Origin of the sequence: uncultured Escherichia sp. (assembly GCF_948475835.1) — a bacterium.
Classification (GTDB): domain Bacteria; phylum Pseudomonadota; class Gammaproteobacteria; order Enterobacterales; family Enterobacteriaceae; genus ECMA0423.
The window spans coordinates 1-24,050 of sequence record NZ_CAOLGM010000065.1 but is presented as its reverse complement, the minus strand read 5'-3'; the positions used below and the strand labels follow the sequence as shown (position 1 = coordinate 24,050).

Genomic DNA, 24,050 nt, shown 5'->3' with positions numbered 1-24,050 from the left:
AGCTTGATAATGGTGGTCGGGTGTTCGTCAAAGGAAAATGCCCTGTGCCATCCTCAGCCGAAACCTCCAGCGCCTCCGGCATGGGCAATGATGCCACCGTCGAACTCTCTCCAGTTGCTGGACGAAACGTTCTCGGTATCCGGGACGGAATTATCCGCGACCAAACAGCACTGAGAACGCTTCAGGAATACATCAGGACGCAATGCCTTCGATGATAGCGATAATTTTACTCATCATCCTTCACATCTGGCTCTGTAGACAGGATGGTGATCACTTCTGGAGTGAATCCAGATTAAACATCTCATTGCTGATGCTTGATATTGAGCATCTTGCGCGCGGTAAGGGGCTGCGTTGAGATAAGAGCCAGTCATTACAAATACCAGGATTTAGCCTCGCATTCGCGGGGCTTTTTATTGCCATTATCAAAGCCACTCCCTACAGAGTGGCTTTGATAATGGCTTATACCCTACACGGGATAACTTAACTGATATCCCTTTTAACGGATAAACGGAGCACAAATAATGGCAAAGCTCACCGACAAACAAGAGCTGTTTGCCCGTGAGTACCTGAAAGATCTGAACGGCACACAGGCAGCTATCAGGGCGGGCTACAGCGAGAAGACCGCCAATGAGCAGGCATCTCGACTATTAGCAAATGTTAATGTTCAAAAATTCGTTGCTGAACTTAAATCCGCCCGCGTTGAACAGACGGGCATAGATGCCGCCTATGTTCTTCGTAGATTGGTTGAAATCGACCAGATGGATGTGCTTGACATTCTCCTGCAAAACGGTGAGCTAAAACCCATTAAAGACTGGCCTAAAGTATGGCGCACAACGCTATCAGGAATGGATGTCGTGGAGATGGCATCCGCAGATAGCGCCGCACTTCTGAAGAAAATTAAATGGCCTGATAAGGTCAAAAACCTCGAACTTCTTGGTAAGCATGTTTCTGTTCAGGCGTTTAAAGAGCAAACATCTACAGAAATAACTGGAGCTGATGGCGGACCTGTTCGTTATGCCGATATGTCAGAAGAGTTACTTGAAGAGAAACTGAAGGAGCTTGGTAATGGCAGGCGCTCCAATCAGCTTGAATCGAAACGCTCAGATTTATGAGTTGCACAAAGAGCTGGCTATCCGATCAGCAAGAAAAAACCTTCTCGATTTCACTTTGTACACTAATCCGCAATACGAAACAGGTTGGTTTAACGAGCTGCTTTGTGCTGAGCTAGATCACTTTCTGGATGAAGTTAAAGCCGGAAACATGCCTAGGCTAATGGTGTTTGCCCCTCCGCGCTCAGGAAAGAGTGAGTTGTGCTCTCGCCGCTTCCCAGCGTATGTGTTAGGACAGCATCCATCATGGAACATTATTTCGTGCTCATATTCTTCTGACCTGTCAGACCGAATGAGCCGTGACGTTAAACGCATTATCACCTCTGACAAGTACGCTGATGTTTTCCCTGACGTGAAAATACCTTCAGGACGTAGTTTGGCGGGAGGCATCAACAAAACCGAGCTATGGGAACCAGTGGATGCCAAAGGCGAACTACACGGCGGCTCATATCGTTCTGCTGGTGTTAACGGTGGTATCACCGGTCAGGGTATGAACATTGGGGTTATTGATGACCCCGCGAAAGATTACAAAACCGCATCGTCTCCAATTTACCAGGAAGCGGTGATGGACTGGTATGACACGACATTCTTCACTCGTGTTGACCCGAAGATAAACGGCATCGTCATCATCCTGACACGCTGGCATCAAAACGATCTCGCCGGACAGTTATTAAAACTGGCAGAAGAAGGCGGGGAACGCTGGCGCGTAGTTAGCTTCCCTATGGAAGCTGAAAAGGAAGAGATTCATGAGCTCAACGGTAAAGTATATCGACTGCGCAATCCCGGTGAAATTCTGTTCCCTGAGCGCATGCCGAGAGAGTTCGTAGAGAAATGCAAACAACGCGGTTCCCTTGTATGGAATGCTCTTTATCAGCAAAGACCAACCGCCAAAGGCGGGCGGCTTATTAAGTCTGAATGGTTTGGTGAATATTCGGTACTCCCTCCCATGCAATGGCGTGCCGTCTATGGAGACACCGCACAGAAAACAAAAGAGGTCAACGACTTCTCAGTATTCGAGCACTGGGGGCTTGGTACTGACGGGTACATCTATCTGATCGATATGATTCGCGGTAAATGGGAGGCCGATGAATTACAACGCCGTGCTGTTGCATTCTGGGAAAAGTGCAAAACTCTGAAGAATGGGCCGCTTCGCCACATGGCGATAGAGGACAAGTCATCTGGCACAGGCCTGATACAGAACATCCGTAAAAAAGCGATATGCCCCATCAAAGCAATTCAGCGCGATAAGGATAAGTACACGCGACTGATGGACGTACAGGGTTATATCGAGTCCGGTTACATCAAGTTGCCCAGCAGCGCACCATTCATCAACGACTTCCTCGTTGAGATGGAAGCCATTAATCCTGATTTCAATACGCACGACGACCAGCTTGATCCGATGATGGATGCCATCGATGAGATGAAAAATGGCAATGGTCCGTTACGTATATCTGAAGACCTTTTGAGGCTCGCATAGTGTTTAATTTTTTGAGAAAGAAAAAATCTGAGCCTCAGAAAGAAGAGGCGAAACAGCCAATGTCTCTGGCGAATGTTCTTGCGATTATTAACGAACAGGAGCGAATTAAAAATGAAGGCGAGGCATTGCGTAGAATTGAGAGATACGTACCCCCGCCAGGCGTTATTCCTGAACATATTGAGGAGTCAGCTCTGGCGATGGACTCCACGCCGTACAGTTACCTTAACTCAGCAAACATCACCGCATATGGCTACGGTGGATTTCCTGGCTACCCATATCTGTCTCAACTTGCTCAGTTGCCGGAGTATCGCAAGATTACTGGCACGATAGCAGAAGAGATGACGCGAAAATGGATTGAGCTGAAACATGTAGGTAAAGACGATGGTGACGACAAGGCCGATAAGATTCGCCAGCTTGACGACGCATTAAAGCGTTTCAGAGTGCGAGAGAAGTTTCGCGAGGCGGCGGAACATGACGGTTACTTCGGGCGCGGACAGATTTATATCGACGTGAAGACGCCAAGCGGTAACTCAGCCTGGCTGGTTCCCGACGAACTGGATAAGAAGCTCTATATCAGCCCGCGCAAGATTACCAAAGGAAGCCTGAATGGTTTCCGCGTTATCGAGGCCATGTGGACATACCCTGGTGTGTATAACGCTGATAACCCTCTCAGTCCTGATTTCTTCAATCCATCTGAATGGTATGTCATGGGGCGCACGGTTCACGCCAGCCGTATGTTGACAATGATTTCTCGACAGGTGCCAGACATTCTCAAAGCTGCGTACAACTTCGGCGGCTTGTCGCTGAGTCAGATGGCAGAGCCATACGTGCAGAACTGGTTGAGAACGCGTGACAGCGTTAGCGATCTGGTTCATTCGTTTGTGGTCTATGGGCTGAAGACGAACATGCAGAGTGCCTTGTCTGGAATTGCAGACCCAAACCTGTTTATGCGTGCCGAGCTCTTTAATAAGGTTCGCGACAATCGCGGAATGTTCCTTATTGATAAGGATGGAGAAGAATTCTTCCAGTTTGTGACAAGTCTGTCCGGAGTTGATGCTCTTCAGGCGCAAGCGCAGGAACAAATGGCATCGGTATCAAGCATTCCTCTGGTTAAGCTCCTTGGCATCACTCCTAACGGGCTAAACGCTTCATCTGATGGCGAAATCCGCGTCTTCTATGACTCAATACACGCCATGCAGGAGAATCTGTTCAGGGTGCCGCTGAAAACAGTGCTGGATGTTATCCAGTTGAATGAATTTGGCGAGATTGACCCTGACATTGATTTTGAATTCCTGCCGCTGTACGAGCTTACAGAAGCAGAGAAAGCCGAGATCATGAAACATCAGTCTGAGGCTGATAAGAACTATGCCGAAGCTGGCGTGTTCGACCTTGATGCAATAAGAAGCATGCGCCAGTCGGATAAGGCCAGCCCATACCACATGATGGAATCTGAATATGACGAAGAAGAGTACGAAAACGAGTCCATCGAAGAAGGATTCGAAGACACGGAAAACCCTTCGTCCAGTCAGAGCTAACGCCGGAGTTCATGAGTGGTATCGCTCTGAGCTTCTCAAGCTGGTCAGTGAGATGAATAAGTCTTACCGGTACTGGCTTGAGGCTGCATACAAAGACAGCATGGCGATGGATGCCAGCCCCGCAAATGAATTGAAGCGCAGGCTGGCTAATCTTGGCAAGCAGTGGGAGCATAAATTCAATGAACTGGCTAAGAAACTGGCTGATCGCTTCGTTGATAAGACACTGCGCAACACCGACGTTTCGTTACACTCAGCGTTAAAGGCTGGCGGATTTACCGTTAAGTTCACAATGAATGACGAGCTTAAGAACGTGATGCAGGCTGTCGTTAACGAGAACGTCAACCTGATTAAATCCATACCTGAACACTATCACACACAGGTTGAGACGATAGTCATGCAGTCTGTCAGCCGTGGTCGTGACCTTAGCTATCTCACTGATGAACTGGTTAAGCGATATGGCATTACACGCAGACGCGCTGAGACGATTGCACGCGATCAGAACAACAAAGCTACAGCAGTAATTCAGTCTGAACGGCAGAAGAAGTTAGGAATCACCAAAGGAATCTGGCGTCACTCACACGCCGGGAAGCAGCCAAGGCCATCCCATGTGAAAGCTGACGGTAAAGAGTTCGACCTCGATAAAGGGCTGTATCTCGATGGTGAATGGGTGCTGCCGGGAGAGGCTATCAACTGCCGTTGTGCGTGGTCTCCTGTTATCCCTGGGATAGATAGAAAATGATTGAGGTTTTATGGTCTCTGGGCTTAGTGTTGATTTTTGGTTGCTTAATGATTGCACTACTGAAAATAGCTATGCCCAAGAGGAAATAATGGCCGCTACTGCGGCTTTTTTATTGCCTGCCGAAAGGTAAATGCATGCCATTACGCAAAGTTAAAGGCGACTGGCAATGGGGATATCACGGATTGGCATTCGACAAGGCAACGGTGCGCTCCTTTGATAAGGATGGGCGTTTGCATATCGAAGTGACGCCAATCAGTAAGGCTAACGTTTGCCCTTATTATGGACGCGAAATCCCTAATTACAGATCGCTAGGTTTACAGCCTGACAAAGTTTACTACCTGCTTCGCGACCCGAAAGAGTTAGCCAAAGCAGCATCTACATTCAACAACATCCCGCTCCTTAACGAACACATTCCGGTTACTGCTTCAGACCCTCAGAAGATGGCTGTGGTTGGTTCTACTGGTACTGATGCTGAGTTTGACGGGACTTATCTCAAGAATTCGCTTGTTGTCTGGGACGCAGATTCTATCTCTGGAATCGAGACAGACGAGAAGAAAGAACTTTCGTCGGCCTACAGATATGTAGCTGACATGACCCCCGGCGTGCATGAAGGACAGCCATACGATGGTGTAATGCGCGATATCGTCGGGAACCACGTTGCTCTCGTAACAGAGGGAAGAGCCGGATCCGACGTTGTTGTCGGGGATTCAATACCAACAGGAATGAAATCAATGTCAGAACTTGCTAAAAAGTTGATGGCAGTTATCACGCCGATGCTGGCCAGTGATGAGAAGCCAGAAGAAGTGGAAAAGAAAGTGCAAAAGGTTGTTGAAGACGAAGCCACTCAGGCTGAGAGAGATAATGAGTCAGAAGCAGAGCGTCTGAAACGTGAAGAGGATGAACTAAAAGAGCGTGAAGAACGTGAGCGAAAGGATCGTGATCGTGACCGCAAAGAAGCGGAAGACGAAAATGATGACGGCAAGGATAAAAAGACTGCCGAGGATGAAGACGATGATGAGAATAAAGCAGCTATGGATGCCGCATTGATTCGAAAAGCTGAAGAGAATGTGATGGGGCGTATCCGTCAAGCCAATGAGGCTCGAGAATGCGTTCGCCCTCTGGTAGGCGATGTGAGCCTGGTAGCAATGGATTCCGCAGAGTCTATTTACCGATTCGCTCTTGATTCAATCGGTGCAGAACATAAAGGAGTTCATCCTTCAGCACTTAAATCGATGGTTGAATTCGCTATCAGCCAGAAAGCGGTAGTTCGCAAACCATCTCATGGTATGGGTATGGATGCTGCCGCAACCAATTCTTTCGCCAAGGCATTTCCTGGCGCAACTAAACTGAAACGGAGCTAAGAAATGAGTGGCTTTCAAAGTGTAATTAATCAGCAACAGGCGCCGGGAGTTGAAGGCGATTTCGCTTCGGCTAACCCTAAAGCAAGTCTTCTTGCAGGTGAGGGCGCTCTTGTTGCCGGTGCAAATGGGGTTGTTGTGGGTCGCTTTGCATGGGTAAGCAATGGTGTTGTCAATAACACTGGAACCGGTGCTCCTGCCGGTTTCGTTCATCGGGAAGGGCAGGCGTCTGTCACCACATGGCTTGGTGAGTCATCTATGACTATTCAGCCTGGAGTTCAGATGACATTGATGACTGCTGGTGACTACTGGGTGAAAACTGCCGGTGCGGCAACCGTAGGACAGAAGATTTTCGCCAAGCTGTCAGATGGAACTATTACCGCTGGCGATGCCGGGGCGTCAATTTCGGATTACGTTGAAACAAAATTTGTCGTTGGCAGTGCTGGCGAGGCTGGCGAGTTGATTCAGATGGGCACCTGGAGCTAATACATGAATAACGCAGAATTTTTACAACATAAAGCTATGGCTGAGCGAGATTACGGTGTAATCCTTCCGGAAGCCAAAGCCTATCTGACGGATGCTGTTGCTAATAGCTATTCCTATGCAATGGACTCTCAGCCTTCACTGGTAACAACCAGCAACTCTGGCATTCCATGGTACTTCACTAATTACGTTGACCCGGAACTGATTCGCATCCTTGTCACTCCGATGAAAGCGGTGGAAATTCTTGGGGAAACGAAGAAGGGAGACTGGACCACCATGACCGCACAATTCCCGGTTGTGGAATCAACGGGTCAGGTTTCCAGTTATGGTGACTACAACAATAATGGGCAGGTAAATGCTAACGTCAACTGGGTTGCTCGTGAGTCCTATCTGTACCAGACCATTACTCAGTGGGGTGAGCTGGAGCTTGACCGTTACGGTGAAGGCCGCATTGCATGGGCTCAACAACTGAATACGGCTTCTGCGCTGACCCTGAATAAGTTTCAGAACAAGTCCTACTTCTTCGGCGTTGCTGGTCTGAAGAACTACGGCATTCTGAATGACCCTAACCTTCCGGCATCAATCACCCCGGGCGCAACGGGTACTGGCAGTGGAACTACCTGGGCAACTAAAGACGGTCAGGCGGTGTATGACGATATCCAGGCGCTTTACATGCAGTTAGTGAAGCAGACCAAGGGGTACGTTGAGCGAGACAGCAAGATGACGCTGGCGATGAGTCCAGAGTCAGAAGCAAATCTGACCAAGACCAACATGTACAACGTCAACGTGTCTGATCAGCTGAAGAAAAACTTCCCGAACCTGCGCGTTGTTACTGCTGTCGAGTACAAAACCGAATCCGGCGAACTGGTTCAGTTGATCGCCGACGATCTGGATGGTCAGGACACCGGATACTGCGCATTTACCGAAAAAATGCGTGCACATCCGGTTGTAGTTGATCTGTCCGCGTATAAACAAAAGAAAACCGGTGGCACCTGGGGCGCAATCATTCGCCAGCCGCTGGCATTTGCAAGCATGTTGGGAGTTTAATTCATGGCAGAAATGGTAAGCGTTGGCTGCAAATTGCCAAATGGCCTTCAGGTAACTCTGGATGGCAAAACAGTAATCCTGAACGGGGCGGCAACAACCGCCCTCCGTGGTCTTGATGGTGCAATTCCTGAGGGGGCTTTCGGAGTTACCATGGTCGAGAAAGACTTCATGGATAAGTTCATCGAGACCTATAAGGATGCTGCGTATATTCAGAACAATGCAATCTTCATTCAGAAAGATATTCGCAGTCTGAATGCGCAGGGTAAAGATCTGAAAGAATCAAAAACTGGCCTCGAAGGCCTTGACCCGGAAAATCCGGCTCCGGGCGTAAAAAAGGCTGACAAAAAATAGCAGGAGCAGCAAATGGGCGTCGTAATATTTGACCCCTCCGCATTTAAGCTACGCTATCCTGAATTCTCATCCGTCGACGACGCACTTCTTCAGCAGTATTTCACGCAAGCAACCATTTATCTCGATAACACAGACACAAGTCGTGTGTCGGATTTGGCTGTACGCTCAATGCTGCTGAATATGCTGGTTGCCCATATCGCCTGTTTGTATTCAGGAGCGAATGGGCAGTCTCCATCCGGATTGGTTGGAAGAATCGACAGTGCTTCAGAGGGTTCGGTTAGCGTTCATGCCGATATGCCAGTGGTAACAGCAAATTCAGCATGGTACATGCAAACAAAGTATGGGGCTGATTACTGGAATGCTACGGCGCCGTTTCGCACCTTCCAGTATATAAGCGGGCATTCTCCATCAAATTACCCGTATGGGTATTACCGGAGGTACTGATGGATAAGGTGATGGAGTTCCTTGATTCAGTTGGTAGTGAGTTGTCCTCAAAGCAATTGAAGGTCGGGTTTCTTGAAGATGCCACCTATCCAGATGGTACTTCTATGCCAATGGTTGCAGCATCTAACGAATTTGGTAACCCGGCAAGTGGAAGTCCGCCAAGGCCATTCTTCAGGAATGCTATAGCTTCTAAATCTGAAGAGTGGTCAGAAAAGGTCGAAAAGATCATGAAATCGCATGACGGAGATACGGATACTGTTCTGAATCTTATCGGCGAGATCATAAAAGCAGACATTCAGGATTCCATTCGAACTATTCAAGAGCCGCCATTAAGCCCGGTAACAGTACTTCTAAGAAGTAGATTCCCTAATAACAGGGCGGAAATGACCAAGTGGGATGTAGTGAAGGCCAGAGAAGATGTTTTTGGTGGTCCGGGCTATTTCGGCCCGGTGAAAAAGGTTGATGTTGATATGAGCAACAACAAGCCTCTCATATGGACCGGGGACATGTTAAGGGCTATTGATTATGAGGTAGGTGAAATTGAATCTTCGACAGATAGCCAATAACGCGATCACAAGCATTAACCCCAACATCCCGGCAATCCTGAAAAAGTATGCAGGTGAAACTATCGGCCCCGGTCGCAAGCCGATTCCGTCTTATCTCCCTGACCAGAACGTTACCATTCAACTACAGCCAATCAGTCGCGGCGACATGCAACACGTCGATGGATTGAATATTCAGGGGCTGGCAAAAGTGATTTACGTCAATGGTAATTACTTCAGTGTGCAGCGAGAACTGGAGCAGGGCGGAGATATCTTCGTGATTAACGGGGAACAATGGCTTGTTGTTGAGCCAATAGAGTTGTGGCCTGACTGGTGCCGGCTGATTGCCGTGTTGCAGGTAAGCCCATGAATGATTTCACTGTCGATAATATTATCGATGTACTTGCTGGCTACATAGAACCTATCGCTGGTAAATGCCTGCAGGCTCAGGCTAACCGTGTACCAATGCCCAAAGATCAGTTCTGCATCCTGACCCCTTTGCGATTCACCAGACTATCCACGACGAGAGAGCTTAAACAAGATACCGGCTCTCCGGACACAAGCGCCATGGGATATACGGAAGTTCGCCAGGCTGATATTCAGGTAGATATCTATGGTCAGGGTGCAGGGGATAGAGCTATTGCACTGGAAACAACATTCACCAGTGGATATGGCTACGACATCATCAAGGCTATTGATGCACGGCTTGCGCCGCTTTACTCATCTCCTGCCATTCAGGCGCCGATGATCAACGCCGAGAGTCAGTGGCAGGAGCGTTACACGTTAACTCTTTCCCTGCAAGCACACATCACCGTGTCGTTCCAGCAGGACTATTTCGACAAAGCAGAAATTTCAACTGAACAGGTGGATAACCGCCCATGAGCACAATTCCTTTATCTGTAGATTTTAATATCACGCCCAATGTCGTTACGCCTGCCGGTTCTGCGGTTGATGCTAACGGCCTGATGTTGACCGATAACGAGCTTATCCCGGTTGGCGCGGTACAATCTTATTACTCCTCATCTGATGTATCAGCTTTGATGGGGAGTGAATCGAAAGAATTCCTCGCAGCACAACAGTATTTTAACGGATACGAAAACTCATCTGTTATTCCTGGTGAACTGCTGATGTATCGTATTGTTACTTCACCAGTGGCTGGGTATCTTCTGTCCGGCAACCTGAAAGGTGTTACCCTGGCAACACTGAAAGCTATTCCAGCAGGAACAATCACCCTTTCCATTGACGGTGAGTCGACTACCAGCACATCAATTGATTTGTCCACAGCCACAAGTTTTAGTGATATTGCGTCCAAGTTGCAGGTTGGAATTGGTGCAAGCAAGGTGGTGGTTGAATGGTTGCCAATCGCTAACCGATTCATCATTCGCTCTGCCACTACTGGCGCAGAGAGTGAAGTGTCTTATGCCTCTGCTGGCGCTCTGGCTACCGGCTTGTTACTGACGCAGGATTCCGCAGCGATTGTATCACCGGGTTCTGATGCGGTAACTCTGACAGACACGATGAACAACATCATCAACGTCAACCAGAACTGGATCCTGTTTAACTCGCTGGTCGAACTGACCGATGACCAGAAAACAGAATTGTGCGCATGGGCAAGCAGCAGTAAAAACCGATTTGGATATGTTGTTCACGACACCACTTCAGCAGGAACGGTAGCCAATAATGCCAATTGCTTTGTGCAGAAAGTGGTTGTGGCAAATGGCTACGAGAACATTTTTCCGGTGTACGGAACATACCTGTATAGCGTTACAGCACTGGCATATGCCGCATCGGTCGACTTCGCTCGCACTAATGGACGCATCTCGTTCAAGTTCCGTGGATTCCCAGGGCTGACGCCTAACGTGAGCGACCTGGCTACGGCTCAGGCTCTGAAATCAAACGGTTACAACTTCTACGGCTCATACAGCCTGAACAAAACAATGGCGCAGTACGCATCTGATGGTGCCATTACTGGCAAGTTTGTATGGCTGGACAGTTTTATTAATCAGGTATGGATTAATGCCAATCTGGTTAGTGCTTTTGCCAACCTGTTCACCAATAACCAGTCTTACCCGTTCAATGAGACAGGATACGGCGCAGTGTCTGCCGCTGTTATTGATGTTGCTGAACAGGCTCTCAATTTCGGGGCTATTCAGCGTGGCGTGAAACTTGATAATGCGCAAACCAGAATTGTGAATAACACAGTTGGAAAAGATATCTCATCGACGCTGTATTCACAGGGCTGGTTCCTGTACATCCCGACACAGTCAGGCTCTGCACGCATTGAGCGCGACCTGAAAGGTGTCATTTTTTATTATGTCGATGGGCAACTTATTCAGTCCATCACAATGTCCTCAACCGCGATTTTATAAGGGAATAAATCATGCCTATCGATATTACCTCGGCAAACAGTAAGCTGCGAATCGTCGTACCCGCTTACTACCCTGGCGGTTTTGATGTTGACGACTACGCAGCTGATAACATGTTTGAAACTGGTGCGTTACAGAACAAAGAAGACATGATGTCAGCGGACGGTAAATACCATGCTGGTTTTATCTTTAACCCGACAGAGTTCACCATCAACCTGATGCCCACATCCAATGCTGGCTCGCTGATTGATGACTGGTATGCAGCGGAGAGAACCGCAATTTCAGCGTTTCAGTGTAATGCGGTGCTTACAGTTCCGGCTCTCGGCGCGAAGTGGAATTTTGTGAACGGGGTTCTTTATACATGGACTCCAACCCCTCCGGGTCGGCGCGTACTGCAACCACGCCCGGCAGTATTTCACTTTGAGTCTGTAACACGGAGCACTATCTGATGGCACGTAAAGAAATCCCCTTTATCGTGGAAGACGATAATCGCGACAATGGGAAAGAGTTCATTATCACAGAGATGTCGGCATGGGATGCCGACGAACTGGCACAGGATTTATTCCGCTCCATGGGGGAATCGGGATTCTCTGGTATTCCTGCTGATGTGATTGCCATGGGGTGTGCTGGCCTTGCCACCCTTGGTCTGAATGTTCTTTCTGCCGCATCGCCGGAAGTCGCCAGAAAACTTCGTGATCGCCTGATGTCAACTGTGCAAATTGTGATTACACACGAAGGCAGCAGACAGGTGCGAACCGTGAAGCCTGTCGACTTTGAAGAGGTATCAACCATTCGTCAGGTAATGGATAAGGTATTTAAAGTCAATTTTGATTTTTTAACGATCGCCGGAGAGTGAAGTACCCGTTCATGGAAGAGGAGACTCTTCCGGCAAAACTCGTTAGCCCCGTAAACGTCACACCATCAATGAACGCCATTATCTGTTCAGGAAAAGCCACTTATACCGATTTGCAGGAACGGTTATCTGTTCGTGATATGTATAACCTTCTGGAAATTATCTCGGTGGAATCATTTAACAAGCGGGTCTGGAATAAACATCAGGAGCAGCGATGATTATCAATGAGTTGGCCTACAAGGTCACAATTAAGGCCGATGAATTCCTGAATGGAAAACGGAAAGTAAAAGATGAAGTTAGTAAATTAAACAAAGATCTTTCCAGGGCTGAGAAGGAAAGGCTAAAGGAACTTGAAAAACAGCGGCAGGAAACGGAGAGGTTCGGTAAAACCGCTGTTTCAGCTTTCCGCAACGTGACAACAGCAGCCGCTGGATTTTTGGGAATTGGCGCCGGGTTGTATGGAATCAAGCAACTTTTTACATCTACTGCCAACGAAATCGTGAGAGCCAGTCAACAGGCCAAGTTTTTCGGTTCTGATGTTAATAAGATGTTTGGTGTTCAGCGGGGATTTCGCCAGGCTGGTCTTAACGGTGACTCGTTCATTTCATCTTCTGGGAATGCCAGAATGGCTTTGGCAAATATTGCCGATCCAACTGTTATGGGAGGGCTTACTGGCGCTGCCCAAAATTTGCTGGTTCTTGGCGCTCGTACCGGATTAGATATCAATAAGCTCGGCGACCCAAACAAGGCTCTTGCTGAGTTTTCTCGCTATGGCAAGACTCATTCTCAAGAAAACCTGATGCAGGTGATGGCTGCCGCAGGGTTCGATCCGACAGATGCCGCTAAAATAAAATCAGGGGAACTTAAGCAGCTTGTCGATTCAGAAACAAAGAAATCCCGTATTACAGCACAGCAGGTAAAAGAGCAGGAGAAGGTTGCTGCCACTCTTGGGCAACTTGATTCAGAGTTTTCCCGATTAAAGCAAAATTTAGCCATGGCATTCGCTCCAGACGTTATTGACGGGATGAAGGCTTTTGGTTCCTGGATTGAGAAACATCATGGCGACATCATTGGCTTTTTCAATGACGCCGGGAATATGACGAAGCAATTCACAAAGGCAGTTGGTGGTGCGGAAGAGGCTCTGAAGCTATTGGCAGCAGCATATGTAGGAAGCAAACTTACAGGCGGTGCCCTTCCTCCATGGTTGGCTGGGTTAATAGCATATGGTTTGTACCTCTACAATGACAGGGAAAACATTGAGGGTGCAGCTAAAGGATCGTTTGATTACTCTAAGCGTGAACTTGGAGATACCATGCGCAGCATGGGGTTTGAAACCGATTTTGGGCGTAGGGGAGATGAGATTTATGGCAATAACATTCAGCCAGATATCCCTCTCCCTGACGGAGTAAAGCCTGTAAGCATGGATTCTCTTCTTGATGCCATTCGTGAGGTGGAATCGAGTGGTGGTAAAAAACTTTACAGCCCGAAAGGTGCTGTTGGTCCGTATCAGTTCATGAAGGATACTGCCATAGCGTACGGGTTAAAGGTCGGTGATGGGATTGATGAGCGTCTTGATGAGGTAAAATCTCGCGCTGCTTCTGAAAGGTTCATGAGGGATTTGCTAAAGCACTATAAAGGCAATGTTAACCATGCGCTGATGGCTTATAACTGGGGAATGGGCAATGTAGACAAAAAGTTAAAATATATATCCAGTGCCGGGTTTGATTCACCATCATCCAAATACTGGAACACCCTGCCGAAAGAAACGCGAGAATATGTACCAAAGATTCGCGCCGCTCTTAATGCAAAAGAAAACGAGACGCTGGCTTACTATCAGCAGCAGCAACGCATCGCTTCAACACCAAGCCAGACAACATCAAAAATTGACAACAGCCGTAGCAGCAGTACAACTATTGGCACGGTAGTTGTTAACAGTAACCCGACAACAGTTGATGCTCTTACCAGAAGTGTCAATCAGCAAGTTAGCCGGGTGTCAACAAACGCGGCATTTTCTAGTGGCGTAACACCTTAACGATCATGTCATAATGACGATTATTTTTTATTATCAAGACCGCCATTATGGTATATGTAATACCCTACCTGAATGGCGGAAAGAACTAGCCCGGTTCTGTTCTCGGTATTTTTTTTGCTTTCTCCTTGAAGATTTTTCTTTTGTTTTTTGGCGCTTGATAAAACCTCTCTTTCAATGTCCTCATACTGCATGCCATCGTAAGCGTTTTGGTATGCACCTTGGCATACGCGGGATATTGTCTGTATGAGGTCCATCCTTTTGGACTCCTGCAATGGAACGTCCTTTTCATAGGAGCTAACCAAGGACGATGAAGCTCTGTTGCAATCCACTAAAACTTGATGTGAAGTAAGGCCGCCAGACGAGAAGCACACGGAAGGGCTTAGCAGAAAGAGGATTGAGATGGTAGATTTTAAGATGTTCATTTTAGAGATCCGTATTGGTTATTTCAATTACCCATTAAATGAAGAAAAAACACGCAACACCCACTCAGGTGGGCTTGTCATCATTATTGACAACGATATGATCTTGACATTCGCTCAGTAAGGCGCCTATTTCACGATGATTAAACCCTTCAGCGATGAATCTTTTCCCGTCGTTAGTTTGTATCTCTAGCTTTTCCCCCTTGTTTCTGGCGACGAAATATCCAATTGCAGCAGATAAACAATTCATTGCCGCAGGGCTTGTTATTCCGTTAACAATTACTTGCACCCACTCTGGTGGAGACGAGCTGTCGAATGCGAGTGTTACATGTGGCTTATGTTCTAGCCCCCATGTTTGCATTGCTTCGTTCAATGATTCAACATCTTCTTGTCGGACGGTAAAAATGAAACTTTCCATCGTTTACACTCCATCGTTAAAAAATATTGGTAATGCCTTTAGCCTAATCTGGGGTGGGATATCATTGCTTCTCGGGAGAGAGGTCTCTATCGAGAGTGATATTACCCCAACAGAATTCACCAAAATGGTGGTCGATGATCTTCGCCGGCAAGCAAAGAGCGGAGAGTTGAAAATGACTCAAGAAGAGTTGCGCACTTCGCTGCTTGCTGCTCTTGATGGAAATTAATTGCTACTATCAAGAGTTTTTTAATCCTGGAATTATGGGTCTAGATAAACATCCACACCCTACAAGTTGTCCTGGGTGGATGTACTTGAAAAAACCGATCCTGATTCCTTTACGAATAGAGTACTTTTTGCCATTGAGATTGCGGTGACTGGGATGTTTACATAGGAAATCCTCAAACACCCACGCTGCCTCAGTGATCTTAATCTTTAATCGGCGTGCCGCCTCAACCTCAGGATTAGTGATAGACCAAAGGATCATAGCAAGACGGCCAGATATCTTTTCGCTAAGTCCGGTTTCTTGAATGATGTTATTCTTTGAGTTGTACAGGTTTCGACCATGCTTTACGACATCTTGGTATAGCCCTTTATGGTTCTTAACATCGATAATTAATTTCTTGATTATCAACAACTCATCTGCTGATGCTTTTTTAAATTCTACATTGATGATTTCATTTTCTTCCTTGCTAAGACATGCCATAGCAACCTCGTAATATCGTCTTCTTACTTGATGTTTGCTTCCTTAATGGCTGCAACCTCTCTCTCAAGAGCTATTAATCTTTCGGTTAAGGAAGAAAGGCTAAGCGAGTGAACATGTTTATTTTCTCCTGCCCATGCACTTAGAGCTGCAACCATTTCTGCATTTAAAGATCTGCCATTCGCCTCAGCTAACGCGGTTAGGCGATCCTTTATCTCCACAGGAAGTCGAAGATTAACTTGTGGGTTCTTGTACCTGCGTTCAGACATCAGCATATCCTGAATAATTTTTTACCACAGGATATGTAGGTATCTATTGACTATCAATGCGTACCTACATACTATGTATGCGTACCGCATACCAAAGGAGCGAAAATGAAAGTAAAAACGTTAAGGATGCCAGAATGGCTCGAAAAAGCTTTGGAGCAGTCAGCGAAAAAGGATGATCGGTCATTCAGCAATGAGGTGTTGAGGAGGCTTAAGGAGTCGGTAGCTAAGGACGGGATTGTTTGTCCAGAATGAGTAAAGCCCCAGATATTGCGAGTATCTAGGGCTTAAATCGCCAGTAAGTATTGAGGAAAAACTGACATGAAAAGTATAGCAACAGCGGTATCTACTATCAACGTACCATTCCACGGCGCAGAGCTTTATGTTGTCAATCACAACGGCGAACCGTACACCCCAATGAAACCTATCGTTGAGGGAATGGGTATGACTTGGCAGTCTCAACACCGCAAGTTGATGGAGAGATTTAAGACCTGCATCATCGAAATGATGATTCAGCTCCCCGGTGATACTCAGCGTCGTCTGGTTATCTGTCTTGCTTTACGTAAACTTGCAGGCTGGCTGCAAACCATCAGCCCTAACAAAGTCCGTCCTGAAATCCGCGACAAGGTAATCCAGTATCAGGAAGAGTGTGACGATGTGCTCTATGAGTACTGGACTAAAGGCCATGTGGTTAATCCACGCAAAGCTAAAAAGGCGTTGCCGGGCAAAATCACCACTGAACAGCAGGAAGCCATTAAACAACTTGTCATGAGTCGTGGTCAGTCTCTGCCAAAAGAAAAACAGGCGAAGGCGATGATCACCATGTGGTCGTCACTGAAATCCCATTTTGGATGTTCGTACAAAGAAATCAGTGAGGAGCAGTTTACCGAAGCACTGTCACTTGCAGCTCGAGTTCCACTTGAAGGTGAGTTCATTAGCAAGCAAGAGAAGAAAGCAAACGAGCTTTCTGCAAAAGAAGCAAACAGCCTTGTATGGTTATGGGATTATGCCAACCGCTCACAGGCATTATTCCGCGAACTGTATCCGGCATTAAAACAAATTCAATCGAACTATTCCGGCAGATGCTACGACTACGGTCATGAGTTCTCGTATGTTATCGGAACGGCGAGAGACGTTTTAATCAACCACACACGAGATGTTGATATCAATGAGCCAGACGGACCAACAAATCTTTCTGCATGGATAAGGCTTAAGAATAAAGAATTGCCGCCTTCTGTTCATCTGTATTAATGACGCATCTGGCGGTGAAAAAAACCGCCAGTGTGCTGCTGGCGGCCTATGTCACACCCTTACTACCACATAAGGAATGCTTAATGACTTTTAAGAATGTAGCAAACATCGGATCCGTTGTCACGGATAAAACCATTGACAGCCAGCGCCTTCTTGAGATGGTAAATCAGGCTCGTAGACAGTGCGGTGAGCCATCAGTACGTAACAACAAATTCATCGAGAAAATTGAGGATGAATTGGAGGGCGAGACCTACACAAAAAGTGTAGGTCGGAAAAACGGGGCTGACATTGATGTTATCTCCATGACTATCAAGCAGGCGCTTCGTGTTGCTGCTCGCGAATCTAAAGCAGTTCGCCGAACACTTGTAGACAAACTTGAAAGTATGCAGGAAGCGCACATTAAAAGCGGTAAATCGTCGAGTGGACTTGTTGAGTATCGCCAGGCGCGAACATTGAAAATGACGGTTGAAGCTGTTACCAATCTGTTCGATTTGATGCCAAATCTTGCGCCGGAAGCAAAGCAGACTGCGGCCGCAAGCATAATCAACCCGATCGTTGGTTTTAATGCAATACCCCTTCCGGCAATAGAAGAGCATTACTACTCAGCAGGGGAGGTTGCAGAGCAGCTTGGAGTAACGGCAAACAAGATTGGTCGCATTGCTAACGCAAACAACCTCAAAACTGAGCAGTACGGGAAGTTCTTCCTGGATAAATCTGCGCATTCCAGCAAACAGGTGGAAGCATTCCGCTACAACTCAAAAGGAGTTGAAGTATTGAGAAATCTAGTTAATGTTTCTACCGCAGCCTAATTAAATCTTTTTATAAAAACCAACCCAGCTTCGGCTGGGTTTTTGTTTAATGGAGAGTAGATGGGCATAATCGATTTAAACACAGCAGACATATTCAATGCTATCGGTGGTGGCTCTCCGCTTTCGATCATCGACAGCGTTCTGCATCCCCAGTATGTGATTCGTGACAGGGAAACTGGCGAGGTTGCTCTTGAGTTCAGTGGTATGGCATCCGTACAGCCAAGTGGAAGGGCGCAAATAACAAACGCTCCGGTGGAGAAAGGGAAATACCAGTCCATCAACAAAGTTAAAGAACCTGCCAGGGTAAGGTGCGCAATCATCGTAAATGGTCTTACTGGTTTTTCCGGCAACATCCCGAATATTTTCGATCTAACATTCACAAGCCAAAACAGCACGCTGAACACAATCAAAACGATGCTGTCCTCTGCAAAAACATACGACATTGAAACGCCAAAGGAAACTCTGGAGAGTTTCGACCTTGTTGACCACTATTACGAAGTTAACTCTCAAAAAGGGGTGACTCTTCTGACGGTTTATCTTGATTTTCAGGAGGTCATTCAACAAATGGAGGTTATCCTCTCTGGATCTCAGTCAGAACAGAAGCCAACGGATAACAATAAGTCACAGGGAGATGTAGGAGTTGATCCACAAATAACCAATGGCGGAGCCAGGGAATCTACTGTCGATGAGCTAAGTAAATCATGGTCATCACTGAAGTCATCTGTTGGCGGAATCACTGGAAAAATCTCCGGTACAATCAAGACTGAATTTCATAGTGCTCTTGATACAGTGTCCAAACCAATACTCGAAGTTACAAACAGCGCAACAAAAAAAGCGGCAGATATTGCAAAAAATATAGTTAAGGCGAGTACATGATTACAGTATCTGTTCTTCCCAGCAAATCTCAGTCCATTTCGGTAAGTCTGGCTGGTCAGCAATGTAATATAAAACTTGTTCAGCGACAGAGTTTTATGTACATGGATTTAACTGTTAATGAAGTCCCAATTATGCAGGGCGTTCCATGTCTGTATGGGAATAAGATGGTAAGATACTCCTACCTTGGATTTAAGGGAGACCTTATTTTCATTGATAATGATGGGGAATCGGACCCTCAATGGGAAGGCTTGGGTAGCCGTTACTTGCTGTACTACATCGAGGAAAACGAGCTTGTATAAAAATCACAGTCTTCGGTTTGACTTCACGAATGAATCATCAGCATTTGATAAAAATGGAAACAATAAAATCTCCATCAGAAATGTTAAGTCAACAGTATCCCTGAACTTTGTTACCGGTCGGGGAGGTGCTCAGGCTGATATATCTCTTTACGGCTTAGGAATTGAAAGACTTGCTGATATATCAGGGAAGGCTGATGGTATTGTTGGGGAAGGTCAGAAATTAAATGTTGAGGTATTTGCTGATGATTCTCTTGTTTTCTCCGGCACGATGCTTTCATCAATAGCAAACATGAATTCTGCTCCTGAAAGCAGTTTGATGATAACAGCCTCTTCTAATGTTGATTTACAGAACATGCCAGCAAGTCCGTTTACAGCGCAGGGTGCGCAAAGTGTTGAAGATGTCATCTCATCCATTTGTGCAAGTGCAGGTTATGAGGCTGTGTTTAATAATGTAAAAGGGATGACAACATCAGGAAGTCCGCATTTTGAAGGAAGTGTTTTTGAGCAACTTTATAGGATCTGTTCAGATTATGGACTGGCGATGTCAGCCACGCCACCGACAAAAGTAGAGTTCTGGCCTTCAGAAAAAAACAGAGACGATGTGATTCCGTTTATATCCAGAGAATACGGACTTGTTGGATATCCTGTATTTTCAAATGGGGGGCTGATGTTTCAGACGCAATATTCATCTCTCCTTTGCATTGGAAGATATGTGGATATCAAAACAGAACTACCACATGCAAGCGGAAGGTATAAGTTAACCTCCGTTCGGCATGAATTATCATCATGGATGCCAAATGGTTCATGGCACTCAATATGTATTGCCGCCAGAACAGCGGAACAAAGAGCAGAGGCGCAACAGAATAATGGATAAGCAACTATTTACTCCAACGCCTGCTCAGGTAAGTGAGGCTCAATCTCAGGAATATATTTTTGAGATGCTGATGTCTGGATATTTCTTCATTGAGTTAGCGAGAGTTCAGGAAGTCAGGGGGGAAGCACCGGATTTAGTTGTTGACACTCTTCCTTTACTAACCAGAACAGACCGTACAGGAAAAATGATTTCTAACTCGGTTTTATATGATCTTCCCGTATGGCGGTTGCAGAGAGGAAACAGCGCTGTAATTATGGACCCTGTGGCGGGTGATATTGGTCTGATTGCGGTCTGCGACAAAGACACATCACTGGTAAGAAAAAATCGTAAAGAATCAGTACCCGGAAGCAAAAGAAGACACAGTAAATCTGATGCAATTTATCTTGGTGGGGTATTAAACATTGCGCCCACTCAATTTATTGAATTCGCTGACGGTGCAATAAACATAACCACGCCTAACCCACTAAATATTAAATGTTCATCGTTAAATATTGATGCTCCTGATGGAGTCAACATGAATACTCATTTACTTAAAGTTAGCGGTGATATTCAGGATAACGCAAGTTCACAGTCATCTACTGTTAAAAATTTAAGGGACAACTATAACAATCACAAACATTCTGTTTCAGGAGTACAAAGTGGTGGGTCAACAATAAATTCCAATGCAACGGATAAACCGACATGACATACAGAACTATGCAACTTGACACTTCTACGTGGGACTTGACGCTTGACGGAAATGGCAATCTGGCGATCGCAGAAGAATCATATTCTGTTGCTCAGGATGTCGCCAGTGCGTGCCTGGTGTTTTCTGGAGAGTGTTATTACGACAATACGCTTGGGATTCCATGGAAGGCAGAAGTTCTTGGCAGGCGACCATCTCCTGGTTTTATTGCTCAGAAAATGCAAGCTGAAGCACTCAAATTACCCGTCGTTGAGGATGCTCTGGCATCAGTTTTCTTTGACAAGAATACACGCACAACTCGCGGCACAATCCGCGTTACAGATATCAATGGTAATATTGCACAGGCCACCTTATGACGATATTAAATACGGCTGTTCCTGATGTAACCATCACTGAAAACGGCCTTTCAGTCCCCGATATAGCAGATGTATTGGCGGGAAGACTTACAGACATGTCAACGGCCCTTGGCGGTGGCGCAAGTCAGTCACTGAGTTCACCGCAAGGGCAGATCGCCCAGTCTGACACTGAAATTATCGCTCAGGAATACGACAAGCTTCTTTGTTTGTTTAATCAAATTAATCCTGACTTTTCAACTGGCAGATTCCAGGACGGGATTGGCCGGATTTACTTTATGGAACGGATCGCTGCTCAGGGGACAGTTGTTACGGCAACATGCATTGGTCAGGTTGGAACGACAATCCCCGCGGGAAGCACAGCCATTGATACCAATGGATATATTTACCGGTCTATCGACATCGCAACAATACCAGCATCAGGAAGCATTGATGTTCAGTTTGTAAATAACACAACCGGACCAATACCCTGTGCAGCAGGTGCATTAAATCAGATTTACCGTGCAGTATCTGGATGGGATGCGATCACAAACGCGAGCCCAGGCGTTGTTGGCGTTGATGTTGAATCACGTATTGCATTTGAAACACGTCGCAAGCAGTCGGTCGCGAGAAATAGCCGCAATCAGGACGCATCGACACTATCTGCCTTGCTGGCTACGAATGGTGTGCTGGATGCCTATGTATGGTCAAACAGAACTGCAGCCACAGTAAATCAGGGAGCTACTAACTTCCCTGTGGTGGCGCACTCTATTTACATCTGTGTGTATGGTGGAACTGATGAGGATGTAGCGGAGTCAATTTTCCAGACGTACAACCCTGGAGCAAATCTGAACGGAGATACCTCGTACACGGTTTACGACAATGTTAACTATCTACCTCCATACCCTTCCTATGTAATGCAGTGGCAAAAAGCAACTCCGACGAGGGTTTATTTTAGCGTTGAGCTGGATAGCTCTCTTAATCCACCTAGTGATATCACATCACAAGTGAAAAGCATGATCGTATCAGTTTTCAATGGTGGTTATGAGGGGATCGGGAAGGCAAGGATAGGCTCTACCATTAACGCCGGTAAGTATTATGCTCCGGTTATTTCAATATCACCTGACACCGTTGGGATTTTATCGCTTGAAGTCTCCATTGATGGATCAGCCTATGGGCCAGCAATAACAATGGGTATCGACCAGGTTCCGACAATTCAGGAATCAGATATTACCGTAACTCTATCGTGAGGGGTGAGGTATGTGGGAAGACACAATACTTACCCAATACTCAGCAAGTAAAAAATTATTGTCCATCATAGACACATTTAACCAGGCTGTGAGTCTTGATGATTTCACTGAGGAATTCATTAAAAAGGTATGGGATTTAACTACCTGCGAAACATTCGGGCTTGATATGTGGGGGAAAATTGTTGGCATAAGCAGATATATTGTTGCGCCAATAGATAGCGATTCATTTGGATTTAGCGAAGCAGATGATGGGAGTACTGATTACCCGGCACCATTTAATAATTCTCCGTTTTACGGCGGCATTCAGAAAACAACGAATGTCAGGCTTGGGGATGATGCTTACAGAACATTAATACTCTGCAAGGCTTTTACTAACATCAGTGTGGCAACCATTCCTGATATAAATAAATTCCTTAAAATACTTTTTTATCAACGAGGCAGAGCATATTGTGTCAATTACAGAGATATGACCATTGGTATAAATTTTGAGTTCTCACTTGCTCCCTACGAAGAATCGATTTTAACAAATTACGATGTGACTCCTGTACCAAGTGGAGTTCAGGTAAATATCAAACAAATTGTAAGCCCATACTTTGGTTTTGCTACAGATGCATATCCATTTAATGACGGCACATTTTATAGGAATTAAGCATGAATCGTTCTGACTCACCTAAAAAACAACCTAAGCCATTTGGAGTTAATGGACAGAGAGGGGCAATATTGCCAACCACCCCTGCAGGTGATAACTCAGCATCGTATGAACAGGGGTTTCCTCCAATAACAATGATCCTGAAATCTGCTGGCGGTTTGCCGCCAAAAGGCCAGGATATGAACCAAATTTTATACGAACTTTCTGCTCTGGGGAGGTGGTCGAGCACCGGGGCGCTGAATACTTTTGATTCTGAATTTGCTTCGGAGATTTCTGGATATCCGTCAGGGGCGATGCTCATCTCAGACGATGGGGAAAAAATATTCATTAATACAACAGAAGGAAATCTATCTGATCCTAACAACAATGGCTCCGGGTGGAAAGATGCTTTTTCATATCTTGGTTTGGGAACGGCGGCAACGAGTAACATTGGAACAGGTACCGGGCAAGTACCAGATATGAGTAGTTTCACAACGGGGTACTCTGGAGCAGCAGACTGGCCGAATAGTAAATCTGGATGGAGTAAGGGGCCGGATGGGGTAATTACACAATGGGGTATTTTCGGTTTCCCCGTTGGACAGACAGGGGTGAATGTTGTTTTCCCGCTACCTTTCCCCGCGCGTGTCGAATCAATTACACTGACAATGACAGATATCCAGGAGTCTCTGCTTTCTCCAACAACCATGCCTGCTTATGGAGTTAACTCAACTGGTACTTCAAGAACGGGTTTTACAGCCCGTATGTCAGGCGCCGGTGGGTTTAATCTTTGCTATATAGCGAAAGGGAGATAACAGAATGAATAAAGTTAAAAGTGTTTACAGCCCGTCCGAAAATGCAATCTACAACGCAGCGCTATATGAAAGTTATATCAAGGAGGGGACATGGC

Annotated in this window: 35 protein-coding genes and 1 pseudogene; 32 read left to right on the top strand and 4 right to left on the bottom strand. The window is 46.2% G+C overall.

Translation table 11 applies throughout. From position 1 onward, the window contains the following. Positions 1-9: 9 nt before the first annotated feature. From QZF50_RS13770 to QZF50_RS13675, 20 genes and pseudogenes are all read left to right on the top strand, one after another. Positions 10-93, top strand: a pseudogene (locus tag QZF50_RS13770) (lysis system o-spanin lipoprotein Rz1); the annotation flags it as partial. Next, positions 81-215: a peptidase gene (locus tag QZF50_RS13765; RefSeq protein WP_072144132.1), complete on the top strand. Its 135-nt coding sequence runs from the start codon at positions 81-83 to the stop codon at positions 213-215. The pseudogene QZF50_RS13770 and the gene QZF50_RS13765, both read left to right, overlap by 13 nt. Continuing rightward, a complete protein-coding gene (locus tag QZF50_RS13760) occupies positions 203-355 on the top strand; it encodes a hypothetical protein (RefSeq protein WP_001139675.1) in 153 nt (50 codons plus the stop codon). Before QZF50_RS13765 ends, QZF50_RS13760 begins: the two co-directional genes overlap by 13 nt. A gap of 166 nt (positions 356-521) precedes the next feature. Beyond that, positions 522-1,112: a terminase small subunit gene (locus QZF50_RS13755; protein WP_023156762.1), complete on the top strand. Its 591-nt coding sequence runs from the start codon at positions 522-524 to the stop codon at positions 1,110-1,112. After that, positions 1,066-2,586 carry a phage terminase large subunit gene (gene terL / locus QZF50_RS13750; RefSeq protein WP_061892201.1) on the top strand — a complete coding sequence of 507 codons (1,521 nt, stop codon included), beginning with the start codon at positions 1,066-1,068 and terminating at the stop codon, positions 2,584-2,586. The genes QZF50_RS13755 and terL overlap by 47 nt, the downstream gene beginning before the upstream one ends. Then, on the top strand, positions 2,586-4,121 hold the full coding sequence (locus QZF50_RS13745) for a DUF1073 domain-containing protein (protein ID WP_064768312.1): 1,536 nt from the start codon (positions 2,586-2,588) through the stop codon (positions 4,119-4,121). Before terL ends, QZF50_RS13745 begins: the two co-directional genes overlap by 1 nt. A gap of 52 nt (positions 4,122-4,173) precedes the next feature. Then, a complete protein-coding gene (locus tag QZF50_RS13740) occupies positions 4,174-4,860 on the top strand; it encodes a phage minor head protein (protein WP_061892202.1) in 687 nt (228 codons plus the stop codon). A gap of 134 nt (positions 4,861-4,994) precedes the next feature. Then, positions 4,995-6,221, top strand: a complete 1,227-nt coding sequence (locus QZF50_RS13735; RefSeq protein WP_061892203.1) for a DUF2213 domain-containing protein — start codon at positions 4,995-4,997, stop codon at positions 6,219-6,221. Between the two features lie 3 nt (positions 6,222-6,224). After that, on the top strand, positions 6,225-6,704 hold the full coding sequence (locus tag QZF50_RS13730; protein WP_000012785.1) for a hypothetical protein: 480 nt from the start codon (positions 6,225-6,227) through the stop codon (positions 6,702-6,704). A gap of 3 nt (positions 6,705-6,707) precedes the next feature. Continuing rightward, positions 6,708-7,748 (top strand): major capsid family protein, encoded by a 1,041-nt coding sequence (locus tag QZF50_RS13725; RefSeq protein ID WP_001057677.1) that lies wholly within the window; start codon positions 6,708-6,710, stop codon positions 7,746-7,748. Positions 7,749-7,751: 3 nt separating this feature from the next. Next, entirely contained in the window at positions 7,752-8,099 is a 348-nt protein-coding gene (locus QZF50_RS13720; RefSeq protein WP_237897916.1) for a hypothetical protein, read from the top strand. 12 nt (positions 8,100-8,111) lie between these two features. After that, entirely contained in the window at positions 8,112-8,543 is a 432-nt protein-coding gene (locus QZF50_RS13715) for a DUF4054 domain-containing protein (protein WP_061892204.1), read from the top strand. Then, positions 8,543-9,109 carry a hypothetical protein gene (locus tag QZF50_RS13710; protein ID WP_061892205.1) on the top strand — a complete coding sequence of 189 codons (567 nt, stop codon included), beginning with the start codon at positions 8,543-8,545 and terminating at the stop codon, positions 9,107-9,109. The genes QZF50_RS13715 and QZF50_RS13710 overlap by 1 nt, the downstream gene beginning before the upstream one ends. Further along, positions 9,078-9,455: a hypothetical protein gene (locus QZF50_RS13705; RefSeq protein ID WP_001311524.1), complete on the top strand. Its 378-nt coding sequence runs from the start codon at positions 9,078-9,080 to the stop codon at positions 9,453-9,455. Before QZF50_RS13710 ends, QZF50_RS13705 begins: the two co-directional genes overlap by 32 nt. Beyond that, positions 9,452-9,967 carry a hypothetical protein gene (locus tag QZF50_RS13700; RefSeq protein ID WP_000997696.1) on the top strand — a complete coding sequence of 172 codons (516 nt, stop codon included), beginning with the start codon at positions 9,452-9,454 and terminating at the stop codon, positions 9,965-9,967. The genes QZF50_RS13705 and QZF50_RS13700 overlap by 4 nt, the downstream gene beginning before the upstream one ends. Next, a complete protein-coding gene (locus tag QZF50_RS13695) occupies positions 9,964-11,454 on the top strand; it encodes a DUF3383 domain-containing protein (protein WP_061892206.1) in 1,491 nt (496 codons plus the stop codon). The genes QZF50_RS13700 and QZF50_RS13695 overlap by 4 nt, the downstream gene beginning before the upstream one ends. Before the next feature lie 11 nt (positions 11,455-11,465). Continuing rightward, the gene (locus QZF50_RS13690; RefSeq protein WP_001121033.1) at positions 11,466-11,900 is read left to right on the top strand and encodes a hypothetical protein; all 435 of its coding nucleotides are present in this window, start codon (positions 11,466-11,468) and stop codon (positions 11,898-11,900) included. Further along, positions 11,900-12,307: a hypothetical protein gene (locus QZF50_RS13685; RefSeq protein WP_001602009.1), complete on the top strand. Its 408-nt coding sequence runs from the start codon at positions 11,900-11,902 to the stop codon at positions 12,305-12,307. Before QZF50_RS13690 ends, QZF50_RS13685 begins: the two co-directional genes overlap by 1 nt. Positions 12,308-12,318: 11 nt before the next feature. Further along, positions 12,319-12,522, top strand: coding sequence for a hypothetical protein (locus QZF50_RS13680; RefSeq protein WP_001311526.1), 204 nt, complete (start codon positions 12,319-12,321; stop codon positions 12,520-12,522). Further along, complete coding sequence (locus QZF50_RS13675) at positions 12,519-14,336, top strand: transglycosylase SLT domain-containing protein (RefSeq protein ID WP_061892207.1); 1,818 nt, start codon at positions 12,519-12,521, stop codon at positions 14,334-14,336. Before QZF50_RS13680 ends, QZF50_RS13675 begins: the two co-directional genes overlap by 4 nt. A gap of 20 nt (positions 14,337-14,356) precedes the next feature. Here the strand turns inward: QZF50_RS13675 and QZF50_RS13670 are convergent, their stop codons facing one another. Further along, complete coding sequence (locus QZF50_RS13670) at positions 14,357-14,590, bottom strand: hypothetical protein (RefSeq protein WP_047085296.1); 234 nt, start codon at positions 14,588-14,590, stop codon at positions 14,357-14,359. Between the two features lie 232 nt (positions 14,591-14,822). Then, positions 14,823-15,173 carry a hypothetical protein gene (locus QZF50_RS13665; RefSeq protein ID WP_061892208.1) on the bottom strand — a complete coding sequence of 117 codons (351 nt, stop codon included), beginning with the start codon at positions 15,171-15,173 and terminating at the stop codon, positions 14,823-14,825. Between QZF50_RS13665 and QZF50_RS13660 the strand changes: the two genes are divergently transcribed. After that, complete coding sequence (locus tag QZF50_RS13660) at positions 15,160-15,399, top strand: hypothetical protein (protein WP_061892209.1); 240 nt, start codon at positions 15,160-15,162, stop codon at positions 15,397-15,399. The genes QZF50_RS13665 and QZF50_RS13660 overlap by 14 nt on opposite strands. 9 nt (positions 15,400-15,408) lie before the next feature. Here QZF50_RS13660 and QZF50_RS13655 read toward each other — a convergent pair whose 3' ends face one another. Together QZF50_RS13655 and QZF50_RS13650 are read right to left on the bottom strand one after the other, a co-directional pair. Then, positions 15,409-15,876: a hypothetical protein gene (locus QZF50_RS13655; protein WP_061892210.1), complete on the bottom strand. Its 468-nt coding sequence runs from the start codon at positions 15,874-15,876 to the stop codon at positions 15,409-15,411. Positions 15,877-15,899: 23 nt separating this feature from the next. Further along, positions 15,900-16,142 carry an Arc family DNA-binding protein gene (locus QZF50_RS13650; protein WP_061892211.1) on the bottom strand — a complete coding sequence of 81 codons (243 nt, stop codon included), beginning with the start codon at positions 16,140-16,142 and terminating at the stop codon, positions 15,900-15,902. A gap of 105 nt (positions 16,143-16,247) precedes the next feature. On the opposite strand from QZF50_RS13650, the gene QZF50_RS13645 reads away from it, so the two are divergent. From QZF50_RS13645 to QZF50_RS13595, 11 genes are all read left to right on the top strand, one after another. Next, entirely contained in the window at positions 16,248-16,394 is a 147-nt protein-coding gene (locus tag QZF50_RS13645; RefSeq protein ID WP_021528598.1) for an Arc family DNA-binding protein, read from the top strand. 66 nt (positions 16,395-16,460) lie between these two features. After that, the gene (locus tag QZF50_RS13640; RefSeq protein ID WP_061892212.1) at positions 16,461-17,390 is read left to right on the top strand and encodes a phage antirepressor N-terminal domain-containing protein; all 930 of its coding nucleotides are present in this window, start codon (positions 16,461-16,463) and stop codon (positions 17,388-17,390) included. A gap of 83 nt (positions 17,391-17,473) precedes the next feature. Then, a complete protein-coding gene (locus QZF50_RS13635) occupies positions 17,474-18,199 on the top strand; it encodes a hypothetical protein (RefSeq protein WP_061892213.1) in 726 nt (241 codons plus the stop codon). Positions 18,200-18,259: 60 nt separating this feature from the next. Then, complete coding sequence (locus tag QZF50_RS13630) at positions 18,260-19,075, top strand: hypothetical protein (RefSeq protein ID WP_061892214.1); 816 nt, start codon at positions 18,260-18,262, stop codon at positions 19,073-19,075. Further along, a complete protein-coding gene (locus QZF50_RS13625; RefSeq protein ID WP_000633905.1) occupies positions 19,072-19,374 on the top strand; it encodes a hypothetical protein in 303 nt (100 codons plus the stop codon). The genes QZF50_RS13630 and QZF50_RS13625 overlap by 4 nt, the downstream gene beginning before the upstream one ends. After that, positions 19,295-20,248, top strand: coding sequence for a hypothetical protein (locus QZF50_RS13620; RefSeq protein WP_061892215.1), 954 nt, complete (start codon positions 19,295-19,297; stop codon positions 20,246-20,248). Before QZF50_RS13625 ends, QZF50_RS13620 begins: the two co-directional genes overlap by 80 nt. Beyond that, entirely contained in the window at positions 20,241-20,933 is a 693-nt protein-coding gene (locus QZF50_RS13615; RefSeq protein ID WP_061892216.1) for a hypothetical protein, read from the top strand. The genes QZF50_RS13620 and QZF50_RS13615 overlap by 8 nt, the downstream gene beginning before the upstream one ends. After that, on the top strand, positions 20,930-21,289 hold the full coding sequence (locus QZF50_RS13610; RefSeq protein WP_000222449.1) for a hypothetical protein: 360 nt from the start codon (positions 20,930-20,932) through the stop codon (positions 21,287-21,289). The genes QZF50_RS13615 and QZF50_RS13610 overlap by 4 nt, the downstream gene beginning before the upstream one ends. Then, on the top strand, positions 21,286-22,515 hold the full coding sequence (locus QZF50_RS13605; RefSeq protein ID WP_061892217.1) for a baseplate J/gp47 family protein: 1,230 nt from the start codon (positions 21,286-21,288) through the stop codon (positions 22,513-22,515). The genes QZF50_RS13610 and QZF50_RS13605 overlap by 4 nt, the downstream gene beginning before the upstream one ends. Positions 22,516-22,525: 10 nt before the next feature. Beyond that, positions 22,526-23,164, top strand: a complete 639-nt coding sequence (locus tag QZF50_RS13600; RefSeq protein WP_061892218.1) for a DUF2612 domain-containing protein — start codon at positions 22,526-22,528, stop codon at positions 23,162-23,164. Positions 23,165-23,166: 2 nt separating this feature from the next. Further along, on the top strand, positions 23,167-23,955 hold the full coding sequence (locus QZF50_RS13595; RefSeq protein ID WP_237897914.1) for a hypothetical protein: 789 nt from the start codon (positions 23,167-23,169) through the stop codon (positions 23,953-23,955). Positions 23,956-24,050: the final 95 nt, after the last annotated feature.